Annotated in this window: 21 protein-coding genes and 4 pseudogenes; 10 read left to right on the top strand and 15 right to left on the bottom strand. The window is 45.1% G+C overall.

The window, feature by feature from the left end; translation table 11 throughout:
- The first annotated feature begins 398 nt into the window (after positions 1 to 398).
- Complete coding sequence (locus tag LPKJCM_RS09595; protein WP_057961737.1) at positions 399 to 1,865, top strand: C69 family dipeptidase; 1,467 nt, start codon at positions 399 to 401, stop codon at positions 1,863 to 1,865.
- 142 nt (positions 1,866 to 2,007) lie between these two features.
- Here the strand turns inward: LPKJCM_RS09595 and LPKJCM_RS09600 are convergent.
- From LPKJCM_RS09600 to LPKJCM_RS09640, 9 genes and pseudogenes are all read right to left on the bottom strand, one after another.
- Positions 2,008 to 3,183 (bottom strand): annotated as a pseudogene (locus LPKJCM_RS09600) (aminotransferase class I/II-fold pyridoxal phosphate-dependent enzyme).
- Positions 3,184 to 3,376: 193 nt separating this feature from the next.
- Positions 3,377 to 4,015 carry a DUF421 domain-containing protein gene (locus LPKJCM_RS09605; protein ID WP_057961736.1) on the bottom strand — a complete coding sequence of 213 codons (639 nt, stop codon included), beginning with the start codon at positions 4,013 to 4,015 and terminating at the stop codon, positions 3,377 to 3,379.
- Entirely contained in the window at positions 4,015 to 4,467 is a 453-nt protein-coding gene (locus LPKJCM_RS09610) for a DUF3290 domain-containing protein (RefSeq protein WP_057961735.1), read from the bottom strand. The genes LPKJCM_RS09605 and LPKJCM_RS09610 overlap by 1 nt, the downstream gene beginning before the upstream one ends.
- A 68-nt stretch (positions 4,468 to 4,535) precedes the next feature.
- Positions 4,536 to 5,426, bottom strand: a complete 891-nt coding sequence (locus LPKJCM_RS09615; RefSeq protein WP_057961734.1) for a polysaccharide deacetylase family protein — start codon at positions 5,424 to 5,426, stop codon at positions 4,536 to 4,538.
- The gene (locus LPKJCM_RS09620; protein WP_057961733.1) at positions 5,407 to 5,724 is read right to left on the bottom strand and encodes a hypothetical protein; all 318 of its coding nucleotides are present in this window, start codon (positions 5,722 to 5,724) and stop codon (positions 5,407 to 5,409) included. Before LPKJCM_RS09620 ends, LPKJCM_RS09615 begins: the two co-directional genes overlap by 20 nt.
- A gap of 2 nt (positions 5,725 to 5,726) precedes the next feature.
- A complete protein-coding gene (locus tag LPKJCM_RS09625) occupies positions 5,727 to 6,941 on the bottom strand; it encodes a glycosyltransferase family 2 protein (protein WP_057961732.1) in 1,215 nt (404 codons plus the stop codon).
- Positions 6,942 to 6,957: 16 nt separating this feature from the next.
- Complete coding sequence (locus LPKJCM_RS09630; RefSeq protein WP_174659029.1) at positions 6,958 to 8,109, bottom strand: family 20 glycosylhydrolase; 1,152 nt, start codon at positions 8,107 to 8,109, stop codon at positions 6,958 to 6,960.
- 244 nt (positions 8,110 to 8,353) lie between these two features.
- The gene (locus tag LPKJCM_RS09635; RefSeq protein ID WP_057961731.1) at positions 8,354 to 9,130 is read right to left on the bottom strand and encodes an ABC transporter permease; all 777 of its coding nucleotides are present in this window, start codon (positions 9,128 to 9,130) and stop codon (positions 8,354 to 8,356) included.
- A 1-nt stretch (position 9,131) separates the two neighbouring features.
- Positions 9,132 to 10,043 (bottom strand): ABC transporter ATP-binding protein, encoded by a 912-nt coding sequence (locus LPKJCM_RS09640; RefSeq protein ID WP_057961730.1) that lies wholly within the window; start codon positions 10,041 to 10,043, stop codon positions 9,132 to 9,134.
- Positions 10,044 to 10,252: 209 nt separating this feature from the next.
- Here LPKJCM_RS09640 and LPKJCM_RS09645 point away from each other — a divergent pair, with 209 nt between their 5' ends.
- Positions 10,253 to 10,939 carry a type 1 glutamine amidotransferase domain-containing protein gene (locus LPKJCM_RS09645; RefSeq protein ID WP_057961729.1) on the top strand — a complete coding sequence of 229 codons (687 nt, stop codon included), beginning with the start codon at positions 10,253 to 10,255 and terminating at the stop codon, positions 10,937 to 10,939.
- 138 nt (positions 10,940 to 11,077) lie between these two features.
- Here LPKJCM_RS09645 and LPKJCM_RS09650 read toward each other — a convergent pair.
- Both LPKJCM_RS09650 and budA read right to left on the bottom strand, forming a co-directional pair.
- Positions 11,078 to 12,462 (bottom strand): annotated as a pseudogene (locus LPKJCM_RS09650) (sugar porter family MFS transporter).
- A 417-nt stretch (positions 12,463 to 12,879) separates the two neighbouring features.
- The gene (gene budA / locus LPKJCM_RS09655) at positions 12,880 to 13,590 is read right to left on the bottom strand and encodes an acetolactate decarboxylase (protein ID WP_057961728.1); all 711 of its coding nucleotides are present in this window, start codon (positions 13,588 to 13,590) and stop codon (positions 12,880 to 12,882) included.
- Between the two features lie 155 nt (positions 13,591 to 13,745).
- Between budA and LPKJCM_RS13615 the strand changes: the two genes are divergently transcribed.
- From LPKJCM_RS13615 to LPKJCM_RS09675, 5 genes and pseudogenes are all read left to right on the top strand, one after another.
- Positions 13,746 to 13,904, top strand: a complete 159-nt coding sequence (locus LPKJCM_RS13615; RefSeq protein WP_225364178.1) for a YjjG family noncanonical pyrimidine nucleotidase — start codon at positions 13,746 to 13,748, stop codon at positions 13,902 to 13,904.
- Positions 13,905 to 13,916: 12 nt separating this feature from the next.
- Positions 13,917 to 14,426, top strand: a pseudogene (locus LPKJCM_RS09660) (YjjG family noncanonical pyrimidine nucleotidase); the annotation flags it as partial.
- A 202-nt stretch (positions 14,427 to 14,628) separates the two neighbouring features.
- Entirely contained in the window at positions 14,629 to 15,969 is a 1,341-nt protein-coding gene (locus tag LPKJCM_RS09665) for an MFS transporter (RefSeq protein WP_057961727.1), read from the top strand.
- 91 nt (positions 15,970 to 16,060) lie between these two features.
- Positions 16,061 to 16,539: pseudogene (locus LPKJCM_RS09670) on the top strand (Dps family protein).
- Between the two features lie 235 nt (positions 16,540 to 16,774).
- Positions 16,775 to 17,683, top strand: coding sequence for an aldo/keto reductase (locus tag LPKJCM_RS09675; protein ID WP_057961726.1), 909 nt, complete (start codon positions 16,775 to 16,777; stop codon positions 17,681 to 17,683).
- Between the two features lie 121 nt (positions 17,684 to 17,804).
- Here the strand turns inward: LPKJCM_RS09675 and LPKJCM_RS09680 are convergent, their stop codons facing one another.
- The 3 genes from LPKJCM_RS09680 to LPKJCM_RS09690 form a co-directional block, all read right to left on the bottom strand.
- Positions 17,805 to 18,026, bottom strand: a complete 222-nt coding sequence (locus tag LPKJCM_RS09680; protein ID WP_057961725.1) for a hypothetical protein — start codon at positions 18,024 to 18,026, stop codon at positions 17,805 to 17,807.
- A 100-nt stretch (positions 18,027 to 18,126) separates the two neighbouring features.
- Positions 18,127 to 19,509 carry a flavocytochrome c gene (locus LPKJCM_RS09685; protein WP_057961724.1) on the bottom strand — a complete coding sequence of 461 codons (1,383 nt, stop codon included), beginning with the start codon at positions 19,507 to 19,509 and terminating at the stop codon, positions 18,127 to 18,129.
- Between the two features lie 27 nt (positions 19,510 to 19,536).
- Positions 19,537 to 20,727 (bottom strand): oxidoreductase, encoded by a 1,191-nt coding sequence (locus LPKJCM_RS09690; RefSeq protein ID WP_057961723.1) that lies wholly within the window; start codon positions 20,725 to 20,727, stop codon positions 19,537 to 19,539.
- Between the two features lie 137 nt (positions 20,728 to 20,864).
- Here LPKJCM_RS09690 and LPKJCM_RS09695 point away from each other — a divergent pair, with 137 nt between their 5' ends.
- Positions 20,865 to 21,722 carry a fructosamine kinase family protein gene (locus LPKJCM_RS09695; protein WP_057961722.1) on the top strand — a complete coding sequence of 286 codons (858 nt, stop codon included), beginning with the start codon at positions 20,865 to 20,867 and terminating at the stop codon, positions 21,720 to 21,722.
- Between the two features lie 167 nt (positions 21,723 to 21,889).
- On the opposite strand, the gene LPKJCM_RS09700 is transcribed toward LPKJCM_RS09695, so the two are convergent.
- The gene (locus tag LPKJCM_RS09700) at positions 21,890 to 22,624 is read right to left on the bottom strand and encodes a sulfite exporter TauE/SafE family protein (protein ID WP_057961721.1); all 735 of its coding nucleotides are present in this window, start codon (positions 22,622 to 22,624) and stop codon (positions 21,890 to 21,892) included.
- Between the two features lie 180 nt (positions 22,625 to 22,804).
- On the opposite strand from LPKJCM_RS09700, the gene LPKJCM_RS09705 reads away from it, so the two are divergent.
- Positions 22,805 to 23,938, top strand: coding sequence for a glycoside hydrolase family 3 N-terminal domain-containing protein (locus tag LPKJCM_RS09705; RefSeq protein WP_057961738.1), 1,134 nt, complete (start codon positions 22,805 to 22,807; stop codon positions 23,936 to 23,938).
- A gap of 117 nt (positions 23,939 to 24,055) precedes the next feature.
- Complete coding sequence (locus LPKJCM_RS09710; protein ID WP_057961720.1) at positions 24,056 to 24,451, top strand: hypothetical protein; 396 nt, start codon at positions 24,056 to 24,058, stop codon at positions 24,449 to 24,451.
- Positions 24,452 to 24,561: the final 110 nt, after the last annotated feature.

A 24,561-nucleotide genomic window follows, 5' to 3' on the forward strand; every position in this document is an offset into this window, starting at 1 on the left:
GCGCTAATGGCCCGGACAATATGCGTTTCTGAAATTGAAATTTCCAGTGGTAATGTTAAATTGGTTTGATTATTGTTATAATGTTTGTACATAGAGATTCACTCCTATCCTTGGGTTTTTGTCGATTTAAGAATAGCAGAGTTGAATTCTCTGTGCTACATAAAATGCAAAAAAGCCTCGGAAAAATTTCCGAAGCTTTTTTTGCGTTAACTAGGACTTTTGTCCCAGCCTCGCTTTTTGAATAAAAATTGCACCTTGCTCCGTATATAATTGCATAAGGGACCGTTTTTTTGTGTAAGCGCTTCATTTGGCTTAATATCAGCCTTGTCAGCGGCTGCTTGGTCCGGTACAATCAAATTGAATCAGTTCATATTTCACACTAGAGAGGCGGAATAACCATGAGATTTTCTCGACTATTAGTTGGGCTTTTCACCACTGCAGCATCTACCGGCATCTTTATTAGCGCCAATGCGTGTACAACAGTCCTGGTTGGTAAAAATGTCACCACGGATGGGTCAACCATGATTGCTCGAAACGAGGACGTTGATACTTCGTGGGCAAAGCATTTCATTGTTCATCCAGCTACCGACAGCGGGCCCACCCAGTATGTATCCAAGGATAACCACTTTACGGTGAACCTGCCGGCAAAGGCGCAGCGCTACACCAGCACTCCCGATTGGCAGCAAAGTGACGGCCAGAATCAATTCGGTGAAGATGGGATTAACCAAAGCAATGTCGCTATGAGTGGCACAGAATCTGCCACCACTAACCGTAACGCCCAAAAAGCGGACCCGTTTGTCAAAACCGGCTTAAAAGAAACGTCAATTTTAGATGTGGTCTTGCCATACATCACGTCGGCCAAAGCGGGGGTTCAGTATCTTGGTCATATTATTGAAACCCAGGGCTCAGCCGAAAATAACGGGGTTATTTTCAGCGATAATCAGTCAATCTGGTACATGGAAATTGTGTCCGGCCACAAATGGGCAGCCGTCCGGGTTCCCGATAACCGGTACGCCGTTGTCCCCAACCAAACTATGATTGGGAAATTAAATCTAAAGGATTCGGACCGCTATTTGGCAGCTCCAGGCATTGTGAACTTCGTTAAAAAGCACCATCTGAAAGGCTATCACAACGGTACCATTGATCTGGCCTTGGCGTTTGGAACTAACGATAAGCTGGATCAAACTTACGATCGGCCGAGAGTATGGGATGGTCAGCGCATTCTTACCCCAAGCAAAAAGCAGGCGATTACCACCAAGCGCTTTGCCATGTTCATGAAACCAGACAAAAAGATTTGTATCCCCCAAATTCAAAAGGTATTAAGTTCCCATTTTAACAACACCAAGTACGATTCCAACGGCAGATGGGTCGGCGGCTTCCGGCCAATCAATGTGCCCACCGACGTTGAATCACATATTCTCCAAATCAGAAATAATGTTCCAACTAATATCGCCGCCATCCAGTGGCTGGCAATGGCCTCCCCGGCAACAAGTGCCTACATCCCCTTCTATACCAACATCAACAACACACCGGATCAATATAAGATTGGCAATGATCAGCCCGATTCAAAATCGGCTTACTGGACTTACAAAATGACCAAGGTCTTGACTGACCCTTATAAAAACAAATTCATTAATCGACGGGTGATTCCGACTCAACAGATCGTTGCCCACCAATTGACAATAAACCTGGCGAACTCAGACAAACATGCGCAAACGTTAACTGGTAACGATCTAATCAACTATCTAACCGAGCAAAACCAGCTCAACGCTAATTATGCCCAGACTGAGTTCCGGCAGTTAAATCAACAGTTGATTCAAGACGCTACGAAACAAACCAGTATCGTGCACCATAAGAACCTCTAGAACATAACCATTTAAAATTAGATTGATTCGTCGAAAAAAAGAGGTCACCCCATCGGTTATCTTACCGAAGTGGTGACCTCTTTGAATTGTCCTGCTACATATTAATTCTGAAATGTGAACATTTTTTCTACTCTAGCTTCACCTACTCAGCAGTTGGCGTTGAATGATCCACCACCAGCTGCTTGACTGCTTTCATTGCGGCAGAAAGTGCCTCATCACTGGCCGCATAACTAATTCGGACATAGTGATTATCGCCAAACGGATCACCGGGCATTAGCCCAATATGATAATCTTTGGCTAAAGTGTTAACGAAGTCCCAGCTATTCATGTGTAAGGCCGTCGGAATTTTTGCGAAGACATAGAAGGCGCCGCCTGGATGAACAACGTCAAAGCCAGCTTCGTCCATTTCTTTAGCCACGAAATCCCGGCGTTTTTGATAAGCCTGAAGCATTGGCTTGGAATCGTCTTAACCATTGGTTAATGCTTCAATAGCCGCATACTGAACGATAGAAGCAGCCGCTGTCACGGTGTACTGGTGGACCTTAGCAATTTCATCCATAAACCCAGCCGGCCCGAAGACTAGTCCCAGCCGATAACCGGTCATTGCATGGGACTTGGACAAACCATTCACAATAATGGTTTGGTCAGGCAGCCATTTGGAAATCGTATAGTGTTTTTGGCCATAGGTCAATTCACCATAGATTTCATCACTAATCACCCAGATGCCCTGCTCTTTTAACACGGGCACAAGGGCTTTTAGTTGGTCTTCCGTATAAGCAACCCCGGTTGGATTGTTGGGATCAGTTAAAATCAGCCCTTTCACATCCCAGTCAGGATGAGCAGAAACTGCCTGCTGGACTTTTTCCGGAGTCAGCACAAACCCGTCATCACTGGTATCGACTAGGATAGTATGCAATTCATTTAAGGTTGTCAATGCATTATAGAGCGGGTAGGCTGGTGTCGGAATAATCACCGCATCCCCCGGCTTAAATAACGCTTTGATCGTTGAGGCCACCGCTTCAGTAGCACCAACCGTCACCAGAATTTGTTCAGCTGGGTAGTCATAACCAAATTTTTCTTGATAGTAATTTGAAGCTGCCTCACGAAGCGGCTGATACCCCCAATAGTATGGGTAATGTGATTCATTGTGATTGATCGCCTCAATCGCCGCCTGCTTGATGTGTTCGGGAACATTAAAATTCGGTTCACCCAGTGTGAGCTTGATGATCTTTTTATCGGCACTAATGTCATGGTCGAATTTCCGCATTGCGGATGGCATGACTTTTGAAACGTAAGGGTTAATCTGATCTAATTGCATAATCCTGACCTCCGGAAATAGATAGTTGAAAAGAATGATGCGTCTTCAAAGTTATTGTTAATAATATAACAAATAACTAAGAAGTCAATGAAATCTGGCTAGTATTGGATAATTATTCGATATGTTTAACAATAATGAGGATTTCAATAACTTGACTTCAGGCAGCCATTCCTTTCAAACTAGCTCTAATCCGTTATTTTTCAGGAAACGTCGCAACCTTCAATGAATTCTCGCGGTAGGTTGCCCAATACACATCCCGCACATTTTGGATTCCTTGACTTGCCAGTTCCGCTGTCAGCCACTTTTCATCTTTGCCCATTAAATCCAAAACGTCTGGGTCCACTTGGCCGTCGACAATCACCGGGTAGCGAATGCTGCCCTCCCCCTGATTGAGGACCGTCAGCTGGCCATTTTGTTCCAAAATTGCCCGTTTGACGTCCTTAATGTTATAAACCCCAGCAGTCCGGAGCTTAAAATCAACGTCTTTTGCCGACAAATTTGCGCGAATGCAATTCTCAACCAATAGCTGACCATTACGCACCAGGGTGATCGGTTCTCCTTCAATGAACTTACCAAACCAATGAATATGGGTTTTAAGATATCTGGTAACCATGATTAAGAGCGCCCAGAGTAGGAGAATGACCAAGAATTGGGCCATCGTAATCGCCGGGTTGTAAATCACTCCACCGATAATGCCCCCAAGGACGTAGTTTTGCAGCTGATCCATTGCGGATGTCGGTGCGAGATTCCCCTTCCCGGTTAAGTTAATTAAAATCGTAATAAAGAGAAAACCAACGATTAGTTTTAATGCAACGTCTGAATATGTAAACATTATTCCACTCCCTGAACTTTAATGTGATTTGTTGCGGCTAATTCAACTTTTTCCAACACAAACTGGGTGCCATCCGCGTTATAGTCCACCCGGTAATAGCCGTCCGGGGTCTTAACCATCAAATTGGCATTCTGGGTGGTTGAATTAATGCTAACCACCCCCGGTCGAAGGTCCAGTCGTTTGGCGACCTGCTTGACCGTCTGGGTAATCTGCCCAGTCTGTTGGGAAGCCGACTGAATCGCACTGAAATCATCGTATTGAACCGCTAAAATCAACAGTAATAATGTTCCGACAATAATGGTTAAATCTTTGTACTTCATATCCATTCGATTGCGCAGGTAATGAATCAAAAAACCAATAAAAATAATCGCCAATACGCTTAAAACGATAATTCTGCCGTATTGCCACTTACTTTGTGATCCCTGCAGGTACTGATAAGTATAAAATGTCATGGTGTCGTCCTTCCGTTTAGTGATCGCTATTTCATTTTAGCGTAAATAGTTAACCAAACAAAGTCGGACTAGTTATTAATCCAGGCCTTAATACTTGGCCAGCTGTAGGTATTCACAATGATCCGCGGGGTTTGTTTTAAATTACTGTGGTTGGTCACAATCCCGTCATTTAACGTCAAAACAACCTTTAGCCCAGGCCGGGTATCTAAGAACTTTTGAACTTGAAAGTTGCCGCTGCCGTATGGATAGGTGAAGATCGGCGACTTATAGCCAATTTTTTCTTTGAGAACATCCTGACTGGTTGCGTAGTCGCGCTTAAATCGTGAAAAGTTGGCCGGAACGTTGAAGACCGGAATCCCACCGTCAACCAAATAGTGCATGCGATTGGTATGAACACCAAAGGTTACCTGATTGCCGGCCTCTCGATGCAGTTTCTGAATTGCCGGCCAGGTAGCTAACTTGGTTCCCTGCTTATACCAGCCGGTGTTGCCGGTAATGATTGACTGGGTAAACGGATAGTGCAGCTTCTTCAAAACGGGGTAAGCATTGTCAATCGACGTCCGATCAATATCGTCGAAAGTGATCACGACGTATTTCCCCCGAATAGGACGATTACTGTGAGCCATCGCAATCATCTGCTTGATCGAAATCACCTTCACGTGGTGAGTGTGGAGGTAATTCATCTGCTGCTTAAAGATTGGTAGGTTCTCGTTAAAATCATGAAACTGGGTATTTGGCGAGACTTTTTCATCGAATTTGACAATATCGGTGGGGTTAAGAACGCGGTGAAAGGAAAAGACCAGAATCCCATTTTTTGTTCGCTGAACGCGTTTAGACAGCGAAAAGTCCGGCCGATTTCCCAGCTGGTAAGCAATATTGTGGCGGACACTCACCGCCAATAACGCCAAAAAAATAGTAATCAAAGCGGCCAAAATCCACTTACGACTTGTCTTGCTCATGATGATCAGCCCTCCGCTTTAGTGTTTTAATCCGCAGCCACCCAAAGACTGTCATCACAACCACCATTACCAAGACCAGTAGTGCAAATCGAGCATAGGCAAAGTAGGATAGGTTCAAAAATAAATAATCTGAAACTAGCGTGTCTGAGTAGGCATTTAATAAGAAGCATACATTAACGTAAATGATGTAAGCCGTGATTGCCCACAATCCAACCAAGAAAACAAACCTTTCAAACATCTTGAAGATTGACGAGCGCTTGCGGATAATTAAATCATTCGTCCGTTTTTCTTTTTTCATCATCAAAGCCCCCGATCCGGACTACGCCAGCTGCCAACGTGTTGGGGATCCAAAAAGAAGGAGCAAAGAGCCGTCAAACAGCTGACCAAATTAATGAACCAGTAAAAGAAAACGTAAAACGGTAATAAGACGAGATCCTGCCACCGAATGAAATCGGACTCCTTTGAATCCGCGTAACCAATCAAGAATTGAATCAGACTAATCAATAACAATAAAAAGAGGATCACGCCATCCATGATGATGGCGCCGGTAAAGATAATCGTGAATAAGTAAAACAACGTCACAAATGAACAGCTGATGGCCCAAAGATCACTCAAGACCATATCCATTAGGAGCCATTGCTCACTCAAGCGGCCGGTGACAAACATCCCCCGATTACGAAACAGCACTTCAAAGCCGCCACGTGCCCAGCGTCTTCGTTGATGAATCAAATCCATTATCCGTTCGGGCACTAGAATCCAGGCAACTGATTCGGGACAATAACGCACCTGCCAGCCATGGTGATACAACCGCCAAGTCATATCAATATCTTCCGTGATTGCATCAATGTTCCACCAGCCGGCGTCCTCAATGGCTTGTTTGCGATAGGCCACCACCACCCCGGAGACAGTGGTAATGTGTCCGATCACAAAAGCTTGGCCGCGTTTGATAATATCAATGACACCTACGTACTCAAGCAGCTGCAGCCGGCCTAAAATGCTGGTTCGGTTGCGCACGATTGGCTTGCCGGCGACCGCACCCACTTTTGGATCATCATAAAATTGGGCCAACATGGGGCCAAGGACATTTTGATCAACGAAACAATCCGCATCCAGGCAAAGCAAAAATGCACCTTGAGCAGTTTTGGCCCCTTCGTTCAACGCATTGGCCTTGCCCTTATTAACTTTGATGTCAACAAGCTTAACCGGGAACTGGCTGCTGTAACGATTCTGCAGCTGATTCATGATGCCAAGCGTATTGTCCTGGCTGCCATCGTTAATCAAAATCAGTTCAATTTTTTGATAGGCCATTTTGGCAACCGATTCAACCACCTGTCCCAAAGTCGCTTCTTCGTTGTGGGCAGGAATCAGTACCGATACCAAATCATCAGGCTGTCCCTGATGCAAATTTCGCAGTGGCACCTGCCGCTGCTGGATGGCAAAGAAAATCGATCCAATAATCCACACCGTTGAAACAATGACTGGATAGAGGATCACAAAATAACTAAGTGTTCTCATGCTTCAATCTCCCCCGTTATGACCGATTGTTTGCCAATGTTAAGAAGGCTTTTACAAATGGTGCCCCCGCGTGATACACCTGTTGGTCAGAAAACGAACCGGCTGAATCGGCCCAAATGGATGCACTGCTGCCAACGATTCCCTTGGTTGACTTAAAGGTTGGATCATAGTCGTCGTGCCAGAGTGTCGGCTTCCAATACTGCCGCATATCTTTAATCATGTAATCAACATTCTTCTGAGTGATGTTAGCCTTGGACAAGTTGAAGTACAAATAATAATCGTTATAGTTAAACACTTGAAAGCCATTAGCGATCAACTTGGGCATTGAGGCCCAACTCTTACGTCGAGTTGCCCCCAAAGTTCCGTGCTGATCAGCGGTCCAGCTCCAATAAGTCACTTGGATATGGTGATTAATTTGCTTGATATTTCGATTCAAGAAGCCATCGTTCCAAGCTTCAGGAATGAACCCCATTTTTTCAACATTGGCGCTGGTTGCATTCAGGTATTTAACGTAGGCCGGATTTTCCGAAACATTGTCACTAAATTCATCGCCACCCAGATGAAAGCGGGGGTTATCCTGATCGGCAAATGAAGCCCCCACCTCATTGTCCAGCTTTTCAACAAACTGAATGCCGGCTTGATTGAGGTGAATTTCCTCGCGGTAACTCGGTGAGTACCAGCTGACCTGTTTGGCTAATCGTGCCTTTCCGTTGGCTTTCATGGTTTTTACCATTGCGGTCACGTGGGCCGGTGTGTCGACTTCCGGAATCAGTGTCACGTGCTGTTTGTTGGCATCATTGACCAAATATTTGATTTCAGCTTTGCTGTAGAAAAATTGATTTGTCTTCTTATTATGCCAAACACCGTTGACTTTCTTCGCATTCTTCAGCGACTGGCCGATATAGTCGTTTTCAATCGCAAAGTCCTTGTCATCACTAAAATGCAGTTGAATAAAGCTGCCATGATGATCAGCAACCAATTTGATAAATTTTGTCAGCGTCGCCACCCGATAATGACGCCGTGATACGTCTAAAGTCAGCCCGTTATACTTGCCGTACTGTGTCGTTGCCGGTGACTGGGACGACTGTGCCGTCGATTTCTTTTGAGCGCTGCACCCCATCAGCAGCAACATAGCTGGGATCACTAATAACCAACGTTTATGGACCATATGCCATTCCCCCAAAGTGATTTTGAAATATATCTGTAATATTTAATCAGATACATACTAACAAACTCTGGGAGAAATACCATCAACAAGCGCGAGCGACGCCTAAATATTAGAATCTCTTAATAATTAATGAGACCGTTATTAAATTGGTGCCAAATCGTTTCATCAACACTATGGACAATCCAAAGGGCGAAACCAACGGATCTTCCGCCAATTTCGTCTTGGTACTACTAATTAAATTATTTTATACGCTACGGCGCTTAAAGACGACGTAGCTGATAGCCATAAAAATTGCGGTGTAGACTAAACTGCCAATCACCATTTCCGGCGTCGACAGCAAGGTCATTTTGTGAATCGAACTAGACACAAGCTGCTGTGACAGGTTCATCATATTTAACGGGTTCCATTTGAGCCACTCCCATCTGTGCATCAATAGAAACATCACATTGGAAATTATACTCAAGGCAAAGTAGCCAATAATACCGATTGAAATTGCTGCAGCAGTACTCTTGAAAATATTGGCTAATAACAACACCAAGCTGAGGACCAGCCAGATCGTTAGGAAAGAACCAACAATGCCAAGCCACTGTGTCTCAATCACAGAGTAACCCGATTGAAAGGTATCCGTAAGCTTGAATTTGTCGTTAAACAAAACCACTTTCAAAAGCATCGACCACACAAAGCATAAAGCAAAGAAATAAATCGAATACAGCAGCATGGTAATCCACTTGCTGACTAAGATTTGGCCACGATAATACTTCCGATACAGCAATTCTTTAATTGTGCCATACTGAAATTCCATCGCAATAATTGAACTGCAGGCCGCGATCAGGAACAGGACGATCCAGTTAATTCCCGTAAACATTTCAACAAACATCCCCTTGGGATCGCCCCAATACTTCGGGTAGTTTCTGGTCAGGACACCAAAAATTGTCATGATGATCAACAGCGTCGCTGAAACGGCATAGGTACTCTTCTTATGAAGCAGTTTAAAAGTTTCTTGTTTGACTAAGGTTATCATCCTATGACTCCTTTACTTTGTCGTTTTTGAGCAGGTTTAAGAGGGAGGTTTCCAAATCACTGTGGACGTGTTGGACATCTTCAATTTCAATATCGTTGTCGGACAGTAGTTTGATCACGTCAGCCATCTTGGTTGAATCAGTTTCAATGATGCTCAGCTTATCGCCGTCATCGAGCTGGTAACCGTTTTGCGTTAAGATCTCTTTAGCGCGGGTATCATCTGAAGTCTGGAGAACCAACAACTTCTTGCCGCCGCTTTCGAGATTAGCCATACTTTCGGTGTAGACAATCTGCCCCTTATCAATAACGACCAAGTCATCGACTAATTTTTCCAACTCACTTAAAATATGACTGGAAATTAAGAACGTGGTCCCCTGCTTGGCCAAATCCAAAATGATGGTTCGCAGATCCTTGTTAGCCTGTGGATCCAAACCGTTCATCGGCTCATCCAAAATAACGAATTTGGGACGGTCAACCAGCGCCAAGGCAATTCCAAGCTTTTGCTTCATACCCAATGAGTAGGTCTTGGCCTTGCGGTTGATGTATGAATCCATCTTCATCTTGTCGACGATATCCATCAGTTGATCTTTGGAAGTCGATTCCTTTGAAAATAACTGGAGGTGCTGATAACCTGTCAGGAATGGATAAATTCCGGGGTATTCAATCAAGGCCCCAACCTTATCCATTGCTTTGTGACTGGTGGGCGAAACTGGTTCACCATCAATCATAATGTTGCCGCTTGAGTAATTGAAGAGTCCTAAGACAGCTTTCATGATGGTTGATTTACCGGCACCGTTGGGACCAACTAATCCGACAATGTGTCCGGTCTGAACTGAGAACGAAACATCTTTAAGAACCTGCTTGCGGCCAAAGTTCTTATTAAGGTGTTCAACATTTAATATGGCGTCTGCCATGTGTTCCTCCTAGTATTGATGTTCAAGCACAATTCTACAAGTAAAGGGCCACCCATTTTCATGAATAGCTGGCTTTAAGGATAACACATGTGTTAAAACTTATACAACACCCCATTTCCCATCATTCTCATGAATTATCTGTTATGATGGGAATGGTGAAGTGAAATCGAAAAGTCTAATCAGAACAAAAAATCGAGGTAACACTGCTTATGACAAAAGCTTTAATGGTTGTAACAAACAATCACAAGTTTAAGAAGATTCAACGGGCCACCGGAATCTGGCTGAAAGAAGCGACCCATTTCAACAAAGTAATGGTTGATAATGGTATCGATGTCGATTATGTCAGTCCAAAAGGCGGCTACGTTCCACTAGATCCCTTGAGTTTGGGGACTGATGATATGGATGCGACTGATTGGGCATATTATTTGGACGACACCTTCAGAAATCAGCATCTCGCCCAGTCGCTAACACCAACTGATGTCAAGCCAACAGACTACCAGGTTATTTATTTTGTTGGCGGGCACGGTTCCATGACCGATTTCCCACAGAACACGGAGCTAGCCGACATTGCCGAAAAAATCTATGCCAATGGCGGGATTGTGTCCGCTAACTGCGTCGGCGTTTGCGGCCTGCTGCCGATGCGGAAAGAAGACGGCACGCGATTTGTTCATGGCCGCAAGCTGACCGCCTTCACCAATGATGAGGAAGCTTTAAACGGTCTCACCAACGACGTTGAATTTCTACTTGAAGATGAACTCGACAAAGCGGGCGCCAGTTTTGTGAAAGGAACTGCTTTTGAGCCGAATGTCGTTGTTGATGATCGATTGATTACCGGCCAAAACCCCAACTCAGCGACTGGCGTTGGCGAGGCAATTATTAAGGAACTGCTTCAATAATATGCATCAAGGGCGTTCATTGCCTTTTTAAATATAAGCGAACAGTCAAAAGAGGCTGACACAGGTGTTGCGCCTGTGTCAGCCTCTTGATTTGTGTATAATTACTATCCCACAATTTATTAGGAATAGCCCATCGGATTATTTGTTAATGTTTTCTTCTTCAATGTCTTCCAAACTGCGGCCCTTGGTTTCTGGTACTCGAGAATGGATGAACCAGACACCCAGCAGACAGATGACACCGAAAATGGCAAATACAGCGTCCTGTGGCATGCTGGCGGTCATAATCGGGAAGAGCAGCCCAACAGCGAAGGAACCAACCCAGTTAGCGGATGAGGCGGCACCGGATGCCCGACCACGAATTGCCAGTGGGAAAACTTCACCAATCAGCACCCAGGTTAATGGGGCCCAAGTGAATGAATATGCGGCAACGTAAATACTTAGGAAGAAGACGATCAGTAATGGACTTGCATTTGGTACCAGGAATTTAATAGCAGTTGGTAAAAGAAATGAGAGTCCCATGACTGTCCCACCCAGAATCAGCAGCGTCCGCCGCTTGAACTTGTCAGCGATTCCTAAGAAGACCAGTGAACCAATGACCAGGATAATCCCTTGAATAATTGGCCACATTAAGGCTGAGTTGGCAGCCGCACCAGTCGCTTTTTCAACAATCAACGGAATATAATAGAAGATTGCGTTGGCTCCTTGGAACTGTTGGAAAGCCGCCACGCCAATCCCGGCAATTGCCAGGTAACGGTACTTTGAGCTGAAGACGGTTGCCCAACTGGTTGATTTAGAAATTTTCTTTTCTTGTGAAGCAGTTTCTTGAATCTGATCTAATTCATTATCAATTTCGGTATCATTTTCGCGGATGTAGCTTAACACTCTGCGTGCATCGTCTGGACGGCCGTTTTTAACTAGGAAACGGGGTGATTCGGGCAGCTTCAATACACCGAAGAACAGGATCAAGGCTGGCAGAGCAGCCAGGCCGAGCATTGAACGCCATGCCCAGTTTTCAGGCAGGTCTTTCAAGACAAAGTCCATGACGTAAGATAAGAGCATTCCAGACACAATCATCGTCTGATTAATTCCCGTCAAACGCCCACGCATCTTGGCCGGTGCCATTTCTGACATGTAGGCCGGTACAAGCGCTGAAGACGCACCAACTGCGAGGCCTAAGAAGACCCGACACCAATCAGGTAGAACTGACCATCATGAGGCGATACGGCGGATAGCAGTGATCCAGCCATGAAAATCAACGCTGAAAGCAGGATCATTTTCCTTCGACCCAGCTTATCTGACAGCTGACCGGCAATTGCACCACCAAAAATGGCACCCAGCATCACGGCTGATGTAATCCAGCCGGTGATTGTGGCATTGCCTTGCAATCCCCAATCAGTTTGTAAGAACGGGAGTGCCCCGGTCATTACCCCGATATCATATCCAAATAAAATTCCTCCGAATGAACCGAAGAAATAAATAAATCCGCTTGAGATTTTCTTCTCTACTACAGCAGCCTTTTCCATCATCATTCTCCTTTGTATGTTAGACCAATACTTAATTCGCGATGATTTCCCTAATCCTAAAGGTTGAAAGGGGTTACATAACAAATCAAATAAATACAACCCATTGATTTTTCTACTAAGTTCTCTCTCATACTTACAGTCGTAACGCTTACATTCATTTACAGCATCACGTGTGGGCCGCTATCCAAAAATAACCAGCGTCCATAGTTTGTTATGTTAACGGATTCATCCGTATAAATCAAGTACCAAAACCGGTTATCATATAAATTTTTCATTTCGACCAAACAAAAATGCATTCGCCCCAGTGTTTATGGCGAATGCAAAAGTTTTACTAATATTAGTATTACGTTTACTAAAAGGTTATAAAGCGTTAAATCATGATAACGATAATCGGAATAATTATAATTAACCGTCGAACTATTCGGACTTTTGAATACTACCGGCGATATCGTCTTTCGAAAAATCATGCTGCATAAAGTCCTTATCGCTGACCGGCAAGTGTTGTTCGAAGGTATCGAACAACTGGTAGCTGACATCTCCCTTTACAAGGTGGAAATTCAACACGTGACCGCCAAACTTTCGGTCATCGGAAATGAAGTGGTCATGAAAGCCGCCCACCGCTGCGCCCTCGAATAGTTGAGGCGCGTAATAGCCAATCAGGGTGCCATTAATCTGATCTCGGGTAAAGACGCTTTGATTTTCAGCAGTTTCAGCCAAAGTATGATAGGGTGGCCGAGATTTAACCGCTGCCCGGGTCTGAATATTGGAAAAGGTACCGGTTATTTTAATGGAGAAAAAAGTGTTGGCAGCCCGACTCAACGAGACCAATTGCTTGTTCAACTCTGCTTGATTCACATTTTCCAGTTCAGCTAGTGGTGTGTAACGGGCAAAGTGGGCGTTGGCAAACGGCATCCTAAACGACTTGGGGGCCAGGGTGACATCCCCTGTGGCATGAACGTGATAGGGTTTGCCGTCAAGGATGATCAGCTCGCCATCCAAGCCTTCGCCGGTTCCAATCCCGGTATCGCCGTGTTTTAAGAGCTCACTCATTGTGATTGTTCCCTTTAACAATCCAGGAACCAGTAGTGCCAGCGTTCCGTGTTGATATAGCGTGATATGATTAACCATGTTAAGACCCCCCTGTATGTAATGTGTTGAACCTTTACTTTATATGGTAGCACTTCACACAGAATGTAAGGCAATAATTCCGGCAAGTTTGTGAATCATCACAGAATTCCGTTTCAAGTTATGATAGAATTTTTAAAAAAGATGAGGTACTTTCGATGAAATATCCAACACTGCTATTTGATGTAGACGACACACTATTAAACTTTCAAGCCGCCGAGCATGACGCGATCCAAAAACTATTTCAAGCTGTCGGCCAGCCACTGACCACGGACATCTATGCCGACTATCACCAGTCCAATGAGCAGCTTTGGTAGCAATATGAATTAGGCGAAATTAGCCGAGAGACGCTGTTGAACACCCGTTTTCAACGCTTTTTTGCCAACTATGGTCAAACAATTGATGGCAAAGCTTACGAACAACAGTACCGCAGCTTTCTTGCCGAAGGTCACAGTCCAATGCCTCAGGCCAAGCAGCTGTTAGCCGACCTCAGTTCCACTCACGATCTGTATGTAGTGACCAACGGGATCGCCAAGACTCAACATCGGCGCTTAAACGAATCCGGCTTAGCCCCCTACTTCACGACTATTTTCGCATCGGAAACGGTCGGGGTCCAAAAGCCCAACCGGGGATTTTTTGACTACGTTGCTCACCAAATTAACGGATTCTCTAAGAATCAATCACTGGTCATTGGCGATTCGCTGACCTCTGATATTAAGGGTGCCAGTTCGTACGGGATCAATTCAGTGTGGTTTAACCCAGCTCATAAGGCCAACACTGTCAAAATCAAACCGACCTACGAGATTGATCAGCTTCTACACTTAGAAACGATTGTTTAATTGAATGATCATTAAAAGTCTGCGCGATGCGGACAGACCGTTAACTGGTCCGTCCGGCGCAGCTTTTTTACTTGCCTGGTATGTTATATAAGCTAACATAATATCTTGTATCCCATTAATTATTAACCTATACTATGTAATTAATTAGAGAATGTCTAATTGATTTTTAATCTGGTTTCTGAATTAAAGAGGAGGTTCCAGCATGCAACGATACAGCCAAAAACGAATTACAAGCAATATCATTAAAGGTTCTTTAGGCAATATAATTGAATGGTTTGACTGGTATATTTATGCATCCTTTGCGATTTACTTCGCCGGTTCATTTTTCCCAGACGGTGACCAGACTGTTGAACTGCTGAGCGCAGCCGCTATTTTTGCGGTTGGCTTTCTGATGCGGCCGTTTGGTAGCTTTATCATGGGTAAATACGCTGATAAAAGAGGCCGCCGAGCCGCCCTAACACTCTCTGTCAGCATCATAGCAACCGGCTCACTGCTGATTGCCTTGATTCCAACTTACAGGACAATCGGTGTTTTCGCGCCGTTGCTGCTGGTCTGTATTCGTTTGGTCCAAGGATTATCACTTGGCGGCGAATATGGCATTTCTGCCACCTATCTGTCAGAGATGGCAACCGCTGGACGTCGCGGATATTATGCATCCTTTCAATATGTCACCTTAATCAGCGGCCAGCTGATTGCCTTAATCGTCCAAATCATTCTGCAGGCCATGCTCTCGGATGTGCAGCTGCGGGCATTTGGTTGGCGGATTCCCTTCGCCATTGGGGCGGTTGGGGCAGTCATCGTCTTATACCTGCGACTTTCAATGGATGAAACCACTCAATTTAAAACGACTGAGAAAACCAAGGCCAAAAGAGGATCCCTGCGAGAATTAGCCAAATATCCGAATCAAGTTTTGACAGTCATTGGACTAACCTTTGGTGGAACGATTGCCTTTTACACCTACACGACCTATATGCAGAAATACATGATTAACTCACTGGGTTTGGCACCAAAGCTGGTCACGATAATCAACTTTATGGCGCTACTGATTTTCATGGCTGCCCAACCTCTGTTTGGCCACATTTCTGACAAAATCGGGCGCAAACCGTTACTGTATTGGTTCGGGATTGGCGGAACAATTCTAACGCTCCCAATCTTTCTTGGCTTAAAGTCCTTTGACAGCCCCATCGCTTCATTCCTATTGATGTTAAGCGGCCTATTGATTGTTAGCGGGTACACTTCAATTAACGCGATCGTAAAAGCCGAGTTATTTCCAACTGAAATTCGGGCGCTGGGAGTCGGCTTTCCCTATGGACTGACTGTCGCCATCTTTGGCGGTAGCGTTGAATACATCGCCCTGTGGCTCAAACATATCGGCCACGAAGATTGGTTCTTCTATTATGTATCGGCAGCAGCATTTGTCAGTTTCCTGGTGTACGCACGGATGCTGGAAACTTCCAAGCACTCAAAGCTCGAAGAATCTTCAGTAGCTGTGGAACCTGAACAGCCACAAGGCCACACCGTCAGTGCGCCAAAAGACCACTAACAATCAAAGGGCAACTTCCTTGCTACCGTCTCCTAGAATCAGGTAAACTGATGATGAATTCGAATTCAACTTAATTCTGGGAGGTAATCTGATGGCAGACAAGTATGATTTTCCAAAGACACGGGCACAACTCAATCAATTAGTTGCTGACCTTAGCCAATTGCAGACCAACATCCAACAAACTCACTGGTACATGCGTGGCGAGAACTTCTTTCGCCTGCATCCACTGATGGACGATTACAATGATCAGTTAGCCGATCAACTGGATAACGTAGCCGAGCGATTGATCGCAATCAACGGATCACCGTTCGCAACCACTCACGAGTTCATTGACAACACCGGCTTACCGGACGAAAAGGTTACCTGGGATCAATTAACCATGCGTGATTTCATGCAGCGGCTGGTTGATCAATTCAAGTATTTGCGTGACCAATATCAAAGGGAATCGAAGTCACTGACGAAGAAAAGGACTTTCCAACTCAAGATATGCTCAACGGCTTTAAGGAAGATATTGATAAGAATATCTGGATGATTAACGCTTACCTGGGTAAGGGGCCTTACGACGAATAATCATGAATCTAAATACACACGAGGGAGAGTGGGACTTAAAGCGGTTAGTTTCCAGAATATAAGCCAGCAATCTGAATATCCCGGGTTTGGATATTTAGATTGCTGGCTTATATGGCCGGAAACTGCTTTAATTCCCACGTTTCTGCTATGGAACATTCGAAATGATAAAGTACGGGTGAGACGATAATTATTTTTTAGCCCTATTTTGGTAGTACGACAATAGGAGGAATAAATTTTGACTAACAGTGTAACGATTGGCAAAAGTGAGGTTATCTCTGGACTATTAGGCCTTGGTACCAACAAAGTCGGTGGTCATAACTTATTTGACGGGCTTAAAGATTCGGATGGTGCGGCTGTTGTCAAGACTGCCTTAGATGATGGCATTTCATTGCTTGATACAGCATTCATGTATGGGCTGGGTCAATCCGAAAAAATTATCGGTGATGTGTTGCAGCCTTACGACCGTTCAAAATTTGTGATTGCATCGAAAGCAGCCCAGGATCCCAATAACGATCTGAAGCCCAACAACGATCCCAAATTTTTGACCCAATCGATTGACGATGCACTCAAACGCCTGAAAACCGATTATATTGACATCTTTTACATTCATTTTCCGGATGATAAGACGCCGAAAGCAGAGGCCGTGGACGCGTTGGCACAAACAAAAAAGGCTGGTAAGATCCGCGCAATTGGGATTTCCAATTTTAACTTAGACCAAATTAAAGAGGCCAATCAAGATGGGCAAGTTGACGTTGTTGAGAATCACTACAGCTTGGTTCATCGAGATGCCGAGTCAACAATCTTCCCGTATCTAAAGGCAAATCAGATCTCCTTTGTGCCCTATTTTCCACTAGCCTCGGGATTACTCACCGGTAAATATGGCAAGAATGACGCCGGCAAATTCGACCAATTCTCATCAGCAGAATTCAACCAGATTATTGACAGTTTGGCTCAGGTAAAAGCAATTGCCGAGAAGCACCAGGCAACCGTGGCCCAAACGATTTTAGCTTGGTACATTGCCAACCCCGATATCAGCGTGGTCATTCCGGGAGCCAGAGTCCCCGAACAGGTTGACAGCAATGCTAAAGCTTTGGATGTACAGTTGAGTCCGGCGGAGTTTGCTGAAATTGACAGACTGTTTTAATTAATCAGCCAACAAGATTAGAAATCTCTTTACGACTATCAAATACTTACAGACGACAATGAGCTGTCCTCAGAAGCTAAAGTGATAACTTCTTTGAGGGCAGCTCATTTTTAGATTCAACTTATTTCTTTCTGAATAGCTTCATTACCGATTCAATTAGGAACGTCAATAACCAGATAAATACGAACACTGACACAATGACATCAACAACGTAAGCATAAGCATTGTCAGAAATAATGATGATTATGCCAGAAACAATTCCGATTGTGACAACAGGTCCAATCAAATGATTCAACATCCTAAACCAGTTTGAATAGCCTGATTCTTTTTTACCTTGCATCATCACTAACATGCCTCCGTATAAGGAATATGAATAACTGAGCAATAATCAAAGAGAGCATCGGATAATATTCTGATGCTCCCCTTTACGCTTCAGCAGCGCATCACATTTCAAAAATATAATCACGAACCTGCTGTGCGGCACGTAAACCAAAGATAACCGTTTCCGCAATCGAGTTACCACCAATCCGGTTGGCACCATGCAGGCCACCAACAACCTCGCCGGCTGCATAGAGCCCTTTAACTGGTTGCCCATCAAATTCAAGCACCTGGGTCTGGTCATTAGTCTTAATACCGCCCATTGTATGGTGAACGGCTGGGGCAACATGAATTGAGTAATAAGGTGGTGTATCCAGCAGGTGCATGCCGGTCTGGCGTCCAAACGCCATATCCAGTCGATCGGAAACTGCGCGATTCCACTTTTCAACCGCTTGAGGCAACATTTCCCCATCAATTCCAGCATTTTCTGCCAACGCCTTCAAATCCGCTCCCGTCTTAACCAAACCGACGCTGTCATAAAAATCAATTGCCTTGACGCGTTCACGAACCGACTGATCAAAAATCAAGTACGCACCGTCACCGCCCAACTTATTAATCGCGTTTGTGACAACATCCCTGGTCTGCATTTCATTCACAAACCGCTTGCCGGATCGGTCCACCAAAATAGCCCCTTCACCGCGCACCGCTTCACCAATTAAGTAGACATGGTCAGTATCCTGCTGAACGGTTGGGTGAACCTGTACCTGATCCATGTCGACAACCTGGGCGCCTATCTGTTGTGCCAATAAAATACCGTCACCGGTGTTACCGGGTTGATTAGTTGTCTTGTATTCCGATAAATCTGGTCGGTACTGAGCAAGCAGTGCTTTACTGGCTCCAAAACCACCAGTCGCAATGATAACGGCTTTAGCAGCAATCGGCTGGTTTCCGTTTGCGGTTTCCACCTGAACCCCCGTCACCTGATCCTGCCGATTAATCGCCGTCACTTTGATATCACAAAACAACGGGATCTGCTTTGCTTGAACCTGCTTCAATAAACCACTGATTAGGTAGGCGCCGATTGGTTCAGTAGAACTGGGCCGGTGAGTTCGTGGAACACTCATTCCACCAGTGATGGTCAGATCATCTAATTGAACGCCCTCTTTATACAGCCACTCAATCGCCCGTGAACTATGCTCGGTAAAATACTTCAATAATGCTGGATCGTTTTGACCATGACCTCCACGAAGCGTTTCGTAGTAAAAGCGACCAACACTGTCTTGAATGCCATGCTCCGTTTGCACGAAGGTTTCAGCGGCATTCATGCCAGACGAAGCCCGTTTGGTATCACCGCCAGCGGTTGACATCTTTTCAAGAATAACAGGTTTCAAGCCTAATTCTGCTGCTTGAATCGCACTGGTTAAGCCGGCACTCCCCGAACCAATCACTACCACATCGTACATCTCTTTTAAGTCACTTAAATCATTTGGTACAAATCTTTGTGCCATGAGTTTCTTCCCATCTCTTGTTATTTATTATTGAGCTCTGCGGGGCCGCAATCCATTGGGCCCATGCATGGCAACACTTGCTGCCAGTGCTCGCCAGCCATTCGAATATCGTTGTGGCTGTTTACCGGCAGCGATCCGTCGTGCCTGTTGCTCGCAGTATGCTGTCACAACGGCAGGTCGATAAATTTCATCAAGTTTCCGGCTCCCCATCGTCAATGGCAGTCGGACTGGTTGATAATCGCCAGCGAAAATTCGGTTTGGCAAATCCGGCATCACAGCCATTGGGGTGCAGATTCCGATCATATCAGCATCCTGGCGGCCAATTGCTTCTTCCATCGTCGAAATATTTCGGAAACCGCCACTTAAAGCGATCGGGACATCGACTAGTCGGTGAAGCATGTGGGCAACCCCAGAAAAGCCAACCGCTGAATCTTCATAATTATCACCAGCGATCTCAATCAAGTCAATCCCAAGGGCTGCCATCTCTTCCACAACTGCAATCAAATCATGTTCGGTAAAGCCTTCCACATCAAGGTCAAGAACGCTTAACTTCAGACTGATCGCAAACTGCGCTCCACAAGATTCTCTGATTCCACGGTAAATATCAATCAGAAACCGCATTCGGTTTTCGAGAGAGCCGCCAAATTCATCAGTGCGCCGGTTGGCCGTTCTCGAAAGAAATTGGGTCACTAAATAACCAAAAGCCCCATGAATCTGCACCCCGGTAAATCCGGCAGTTTGGGCAATTTCAGCCGACCGAACGTATTTGCCAATAATGTCATGGACCTCCGCGTTAGTCAGTGCCCGTGGGGGATTGAAGTATCCAGCATTGGGACCGTCAATTGGAACTGCGCTGGGTCCAGCAGGTTGTGCTGACAAATAGTTGGGCGACTGCCTGCCGGGGTGATTGAGCTGCAGCCATAGGTCATTCTGGTTGATGGTGCCAGCCTGGGCCCACTTTCTCAGCATTGGCAGATTGCTTTGGTCTTCAACCACCACATTCCCGGGTTCCGCTAACGCACGTGAATCCACCATGACGTTGCCGGTCACCACAATTCCGGGACCACCGTCTGCCCATGCGCGATACAACGTTGCATACCGTTCATCCGGTTGACGGTCATTTGCCATCGTTTCGCTCATGGCCGACTTCAAGAAGCGGTTCTCAATTCGCCGACCATTTGGCAGCGTTAATGGCTTGGCAATTTGTAAGTAATTCATATTAACGGCTCCTTTCCTCATTTTTGGCAACCTTCATATGATATTGATTTAATGGTACCCCGATTTTTTTATCAGAGCAATTCCCGCATACACAAATTTCAATTTTCAGTTACAATGAACCCAGAGGTGATGATTCAATGGATGATCAATGGCTAAAACAGCTGCCAATCAAAGGGATTACTAAGGCGGTCCCGGTTGGCGGCGGTGATGTTAATCAAGCATTTCGATTAGAAACAAAAGAGGATACGGATTTTCTACTGGTTCAGCCCCACACCACGGCTGACTTCTATGCTGGTGAAATTGCTGGCCTAAAAGCTTTTGAGGCCGCCAATATCTTGGCTCCTCGAGTTTTAGGCAACGGCCAAATTAACGGCGATGCTTATCTGTTGCTAAACTATTTGGAGTCGGGTTCCGGCAGTCAAAGCGACTTGGGCGAACTGGTTGCCAAATTACACCAGCACTATAGCAAGAACGGTAAATTTGGTTTTGATTTGCCCTATGTCAGCAATGACGAAAGCTTCGATAACAGCTGGACCGATACTTGGAGCGAACTATTCGTCAACCACCGCTTGGACCGACTTAGAGATGCTCTGATGAAAAAGCATCTATGGAATCCAAGTGACGATGAAAAGTACAAACAGGTTCGCGAAGTGATTCTCGATCAGTTGTCAAAACACGAAAGCAAACCATCCCTGCTTCACGGCGATTTATGGGGCGGCAATTACATGTTCTTGGCAGACGGTAGGCCGGCACTGATTGATCCGGCCGCCTTCTATGGTGACCGCGAGTTCGATTTGGGGATCACCACTGTCTTCGGCGGTTTTGATGCCGACTTCTACGCCGCCTACAACGCGGTTTACCCGTTGGATCCGGGCGCCAATGAACGGCTGAACTTCTATCGACTGTATTACCTGATGGTCCACACCAACAAGTTTGGCACTATGTATAAGAGTAGTGCCGATAGTGCGATGAATCAGATTTTGGAAAATCAATAAAAATAATTTAAAAAATGCCTAATCAAATCCCCATCTTTCTTAATTCAAAATAAGCATCCAACAAATAAACGTCTTGCTCAGCTATCCACCAACTGACAAGACGTTTTTGTAGTTATCACCTTACTGCGTTATTATTCTGTCAACCATTTTGCTCAAGAAGGCAACACTTATTTCAATGCGGTGAAGATCCCCATGACAACTAGCAGAACCCCCATGATTGGTTTTACATACTTAGTAAACTTCTGAGGATCAAGCTTGCCTAACAGAACCGGGGCCAGGAATGATCCCAGAATTGCTCCCGCCATCAGGCCCAGGCCGACCGACCAATCGACGTTTCCAGCCGAAAGATGAAAGATCAATCCAGTTGCGGTCATCACCACCAGCACAAGAGAGGAAGTCGCGGCAGCAGTGACCATGTCCGATCCCATTACCAGCAATCCGGCAACTACCGGTCCGCCGCCGCTAAGCCCGCCAATACCAACCATGAGCCCACTGATAACCCCATAGACCGGGGCCAACCACCTGTTAGCATTGTTATGACTTGTCTGTCTGCTAAACAATGTCTGAACCCCCAAAACTGCCAAAATACCACCAATAATATATGAGTAAATCTTTACTGGGATATACGGTGAGATCAAGGATCCCACGACAACCGCCGGAACAGCAAAAATAATCATTTGCCATGCAATCCGTAACTTAATTTTGTGTAATCGAAAATAGGAATACGAACCGATTAATAGTGACGGAAACGAAGTCACCAATGAAGTCGCGGCAGCACTTGCCGGCCCCAATCCAAAGACAGTCGTGAGAATCCCCAAGTAAAAGGCGGCACCCCCACCACCAAAAGTAATCACAACAGTGCCAATGATGAAGCCGACAACAACGAGTAGCAGAATGTTCATCAAGTCATTCCTTCCAATTCAAATAATGTGATTATTGTACACCTTGGACTTGCGTCTGGAACTGGAATTCCCCCAGCCTATCACCAAATTGTGAGTTTCATGATTCATTTAGCTACTTTTATCATATAATAGTTATGCTGACATAATAATGAATATTTAAGGAGATTAGCTATTTTGAATATGCACATCAAACGAATGGTTACTGCCGCAGCTATTGCCTGCAGCGTAGGGCTTTTACTTCCAGGTTCAAACACAAGATCAACGGCTTCGGGAACCCACCATCAGTTGACAACCAGCCAAAAGATAGATCGCCGAATTAAGCATATGACACTGAACGAAAAAATTGGTCAACTATTTGTAAGCGCAGTTTCAAATAATAGAACTACCACCAAAGCAAATATTAAGAAATACCATCTAGGCGGCATTATTTTGATGGGCAATAATTACGTTGGTACTAAGTCATCATTTACCCGCCGTCTCAAAAACTACCAGCACAGTGCCAAAATTCCTTTAACTATTTCAACCGATCAAGAAGGCGGCACAGTCTCTCGGCTGAGCTCAAACAAACGTATTTCGGGACACAGCTACTATCTTTCACCACAACAGGCCCTTCATCGAGGTGGTATGAAAAAGGTTCTTTCAATGTATCGTTATCAGGCCAAGCAACTCCATTCCCTGGGAATCAACTGGGACTTTGCCCCGGTAGCCGATGTTTCGAAGCACCACAGCAGTTTCATTTACGATCGAACAATTGGTAAAGGGTACCGGAAGACATCAACCTATATTGCCAAAAGTGTTCCCGCTATTCAAAATCAACACGTTGCCGCAACCCTAAAACATTTTCCAGGATATGGCTCTGCAGCCGATACCCATACTGGATCTGCTGGGGTCAGTCGATCGCTTAAATCGTTCAAATCCAAGGACTTCTTGCTCTTCAAAGCTGGCATCAAAAGTGGCGTCGATTCGGTGATGGTCACCCATATTATCTTAAAAAAGATTGATCCCCACAAACCAGCATCACTCTCTAAAAAAGATATTAGTCTCCTTCGAACTGGCCTCAAATTTAAAGGGGTAATCGTATCGGATAGTCTTCAAATGCAGGCAGTCGGCAACTATGCCGTCTCCCACCACGTCTACCGTGATGTGGCAGCCTTCAAGGCCGGCAATGACGTCCTGCTGACAAGTGACTTCAAGCGTGGAATCCCAGAATTGCGCCGAGCCGTTGCCAAAAAACAAGTATCGGTTAAACACATCGATGCCTCTGTCAAACGCATTTTGACAATGAAAGCTAAAATTGGGATGAATGTGGATTAGCCTAGAATCAACGTTTAATAAAAACTGGCGCATTTTTTCGTAAACCAGCATTTGTGTGATACATTTAACATGTAAGTTTTTTTGATTCGAATGGATAATTAGATGGGGTGATATAAAATGAATGAGAAAGAAAAGGCGCAAAACGCCAAACGGGCCAACATTATGTGGGTCATGCTCAGCCTAATGGTACTGATTGTGATTGCCGGCATCGTTGGCATTATCATGAAAAGCCACCAGACCAACCAATATAAAGATATGATTCGACAAAGTATCGTGGCCTACAACAAGACCGATCCACAAACAACGCTTTCGCCAAACAATAAAACCAAAGTTTACCGAGTTCGGAAGTCCGGTGATGGTAAGTTCTTTGTTCAATTAAACGGGACTTCGCCAAAATTCGTCTACCAGAAGACCAAAGGCAAATGGTCAACCGTTGGAACGCAAAAGAAGGCCAATGTTGTTCTGAAATATCGGGCTGTTTATACTTCAAGCCAACCATCGATGGGAAGTTAATCTATGTACCACAAGGGGGGGAGACAAAGCATTTATCGTCTCACCCCTCTTTCATTATTTCGAATATTACCTTGCGGAAACGTGGAAACTAACCGCTTTAAGTCCCTACT

This window comes from Lentilactobacillus parakefiri, from assembly GCF_002157585.1.
Taxonomy (GTDB): domain Bacteria; phylum Bacillota; class Bacilli; order Lactobacillales; family Lactobacillaceae; genus Lentilactobacillus; species Lentilactobacillus parakefiri.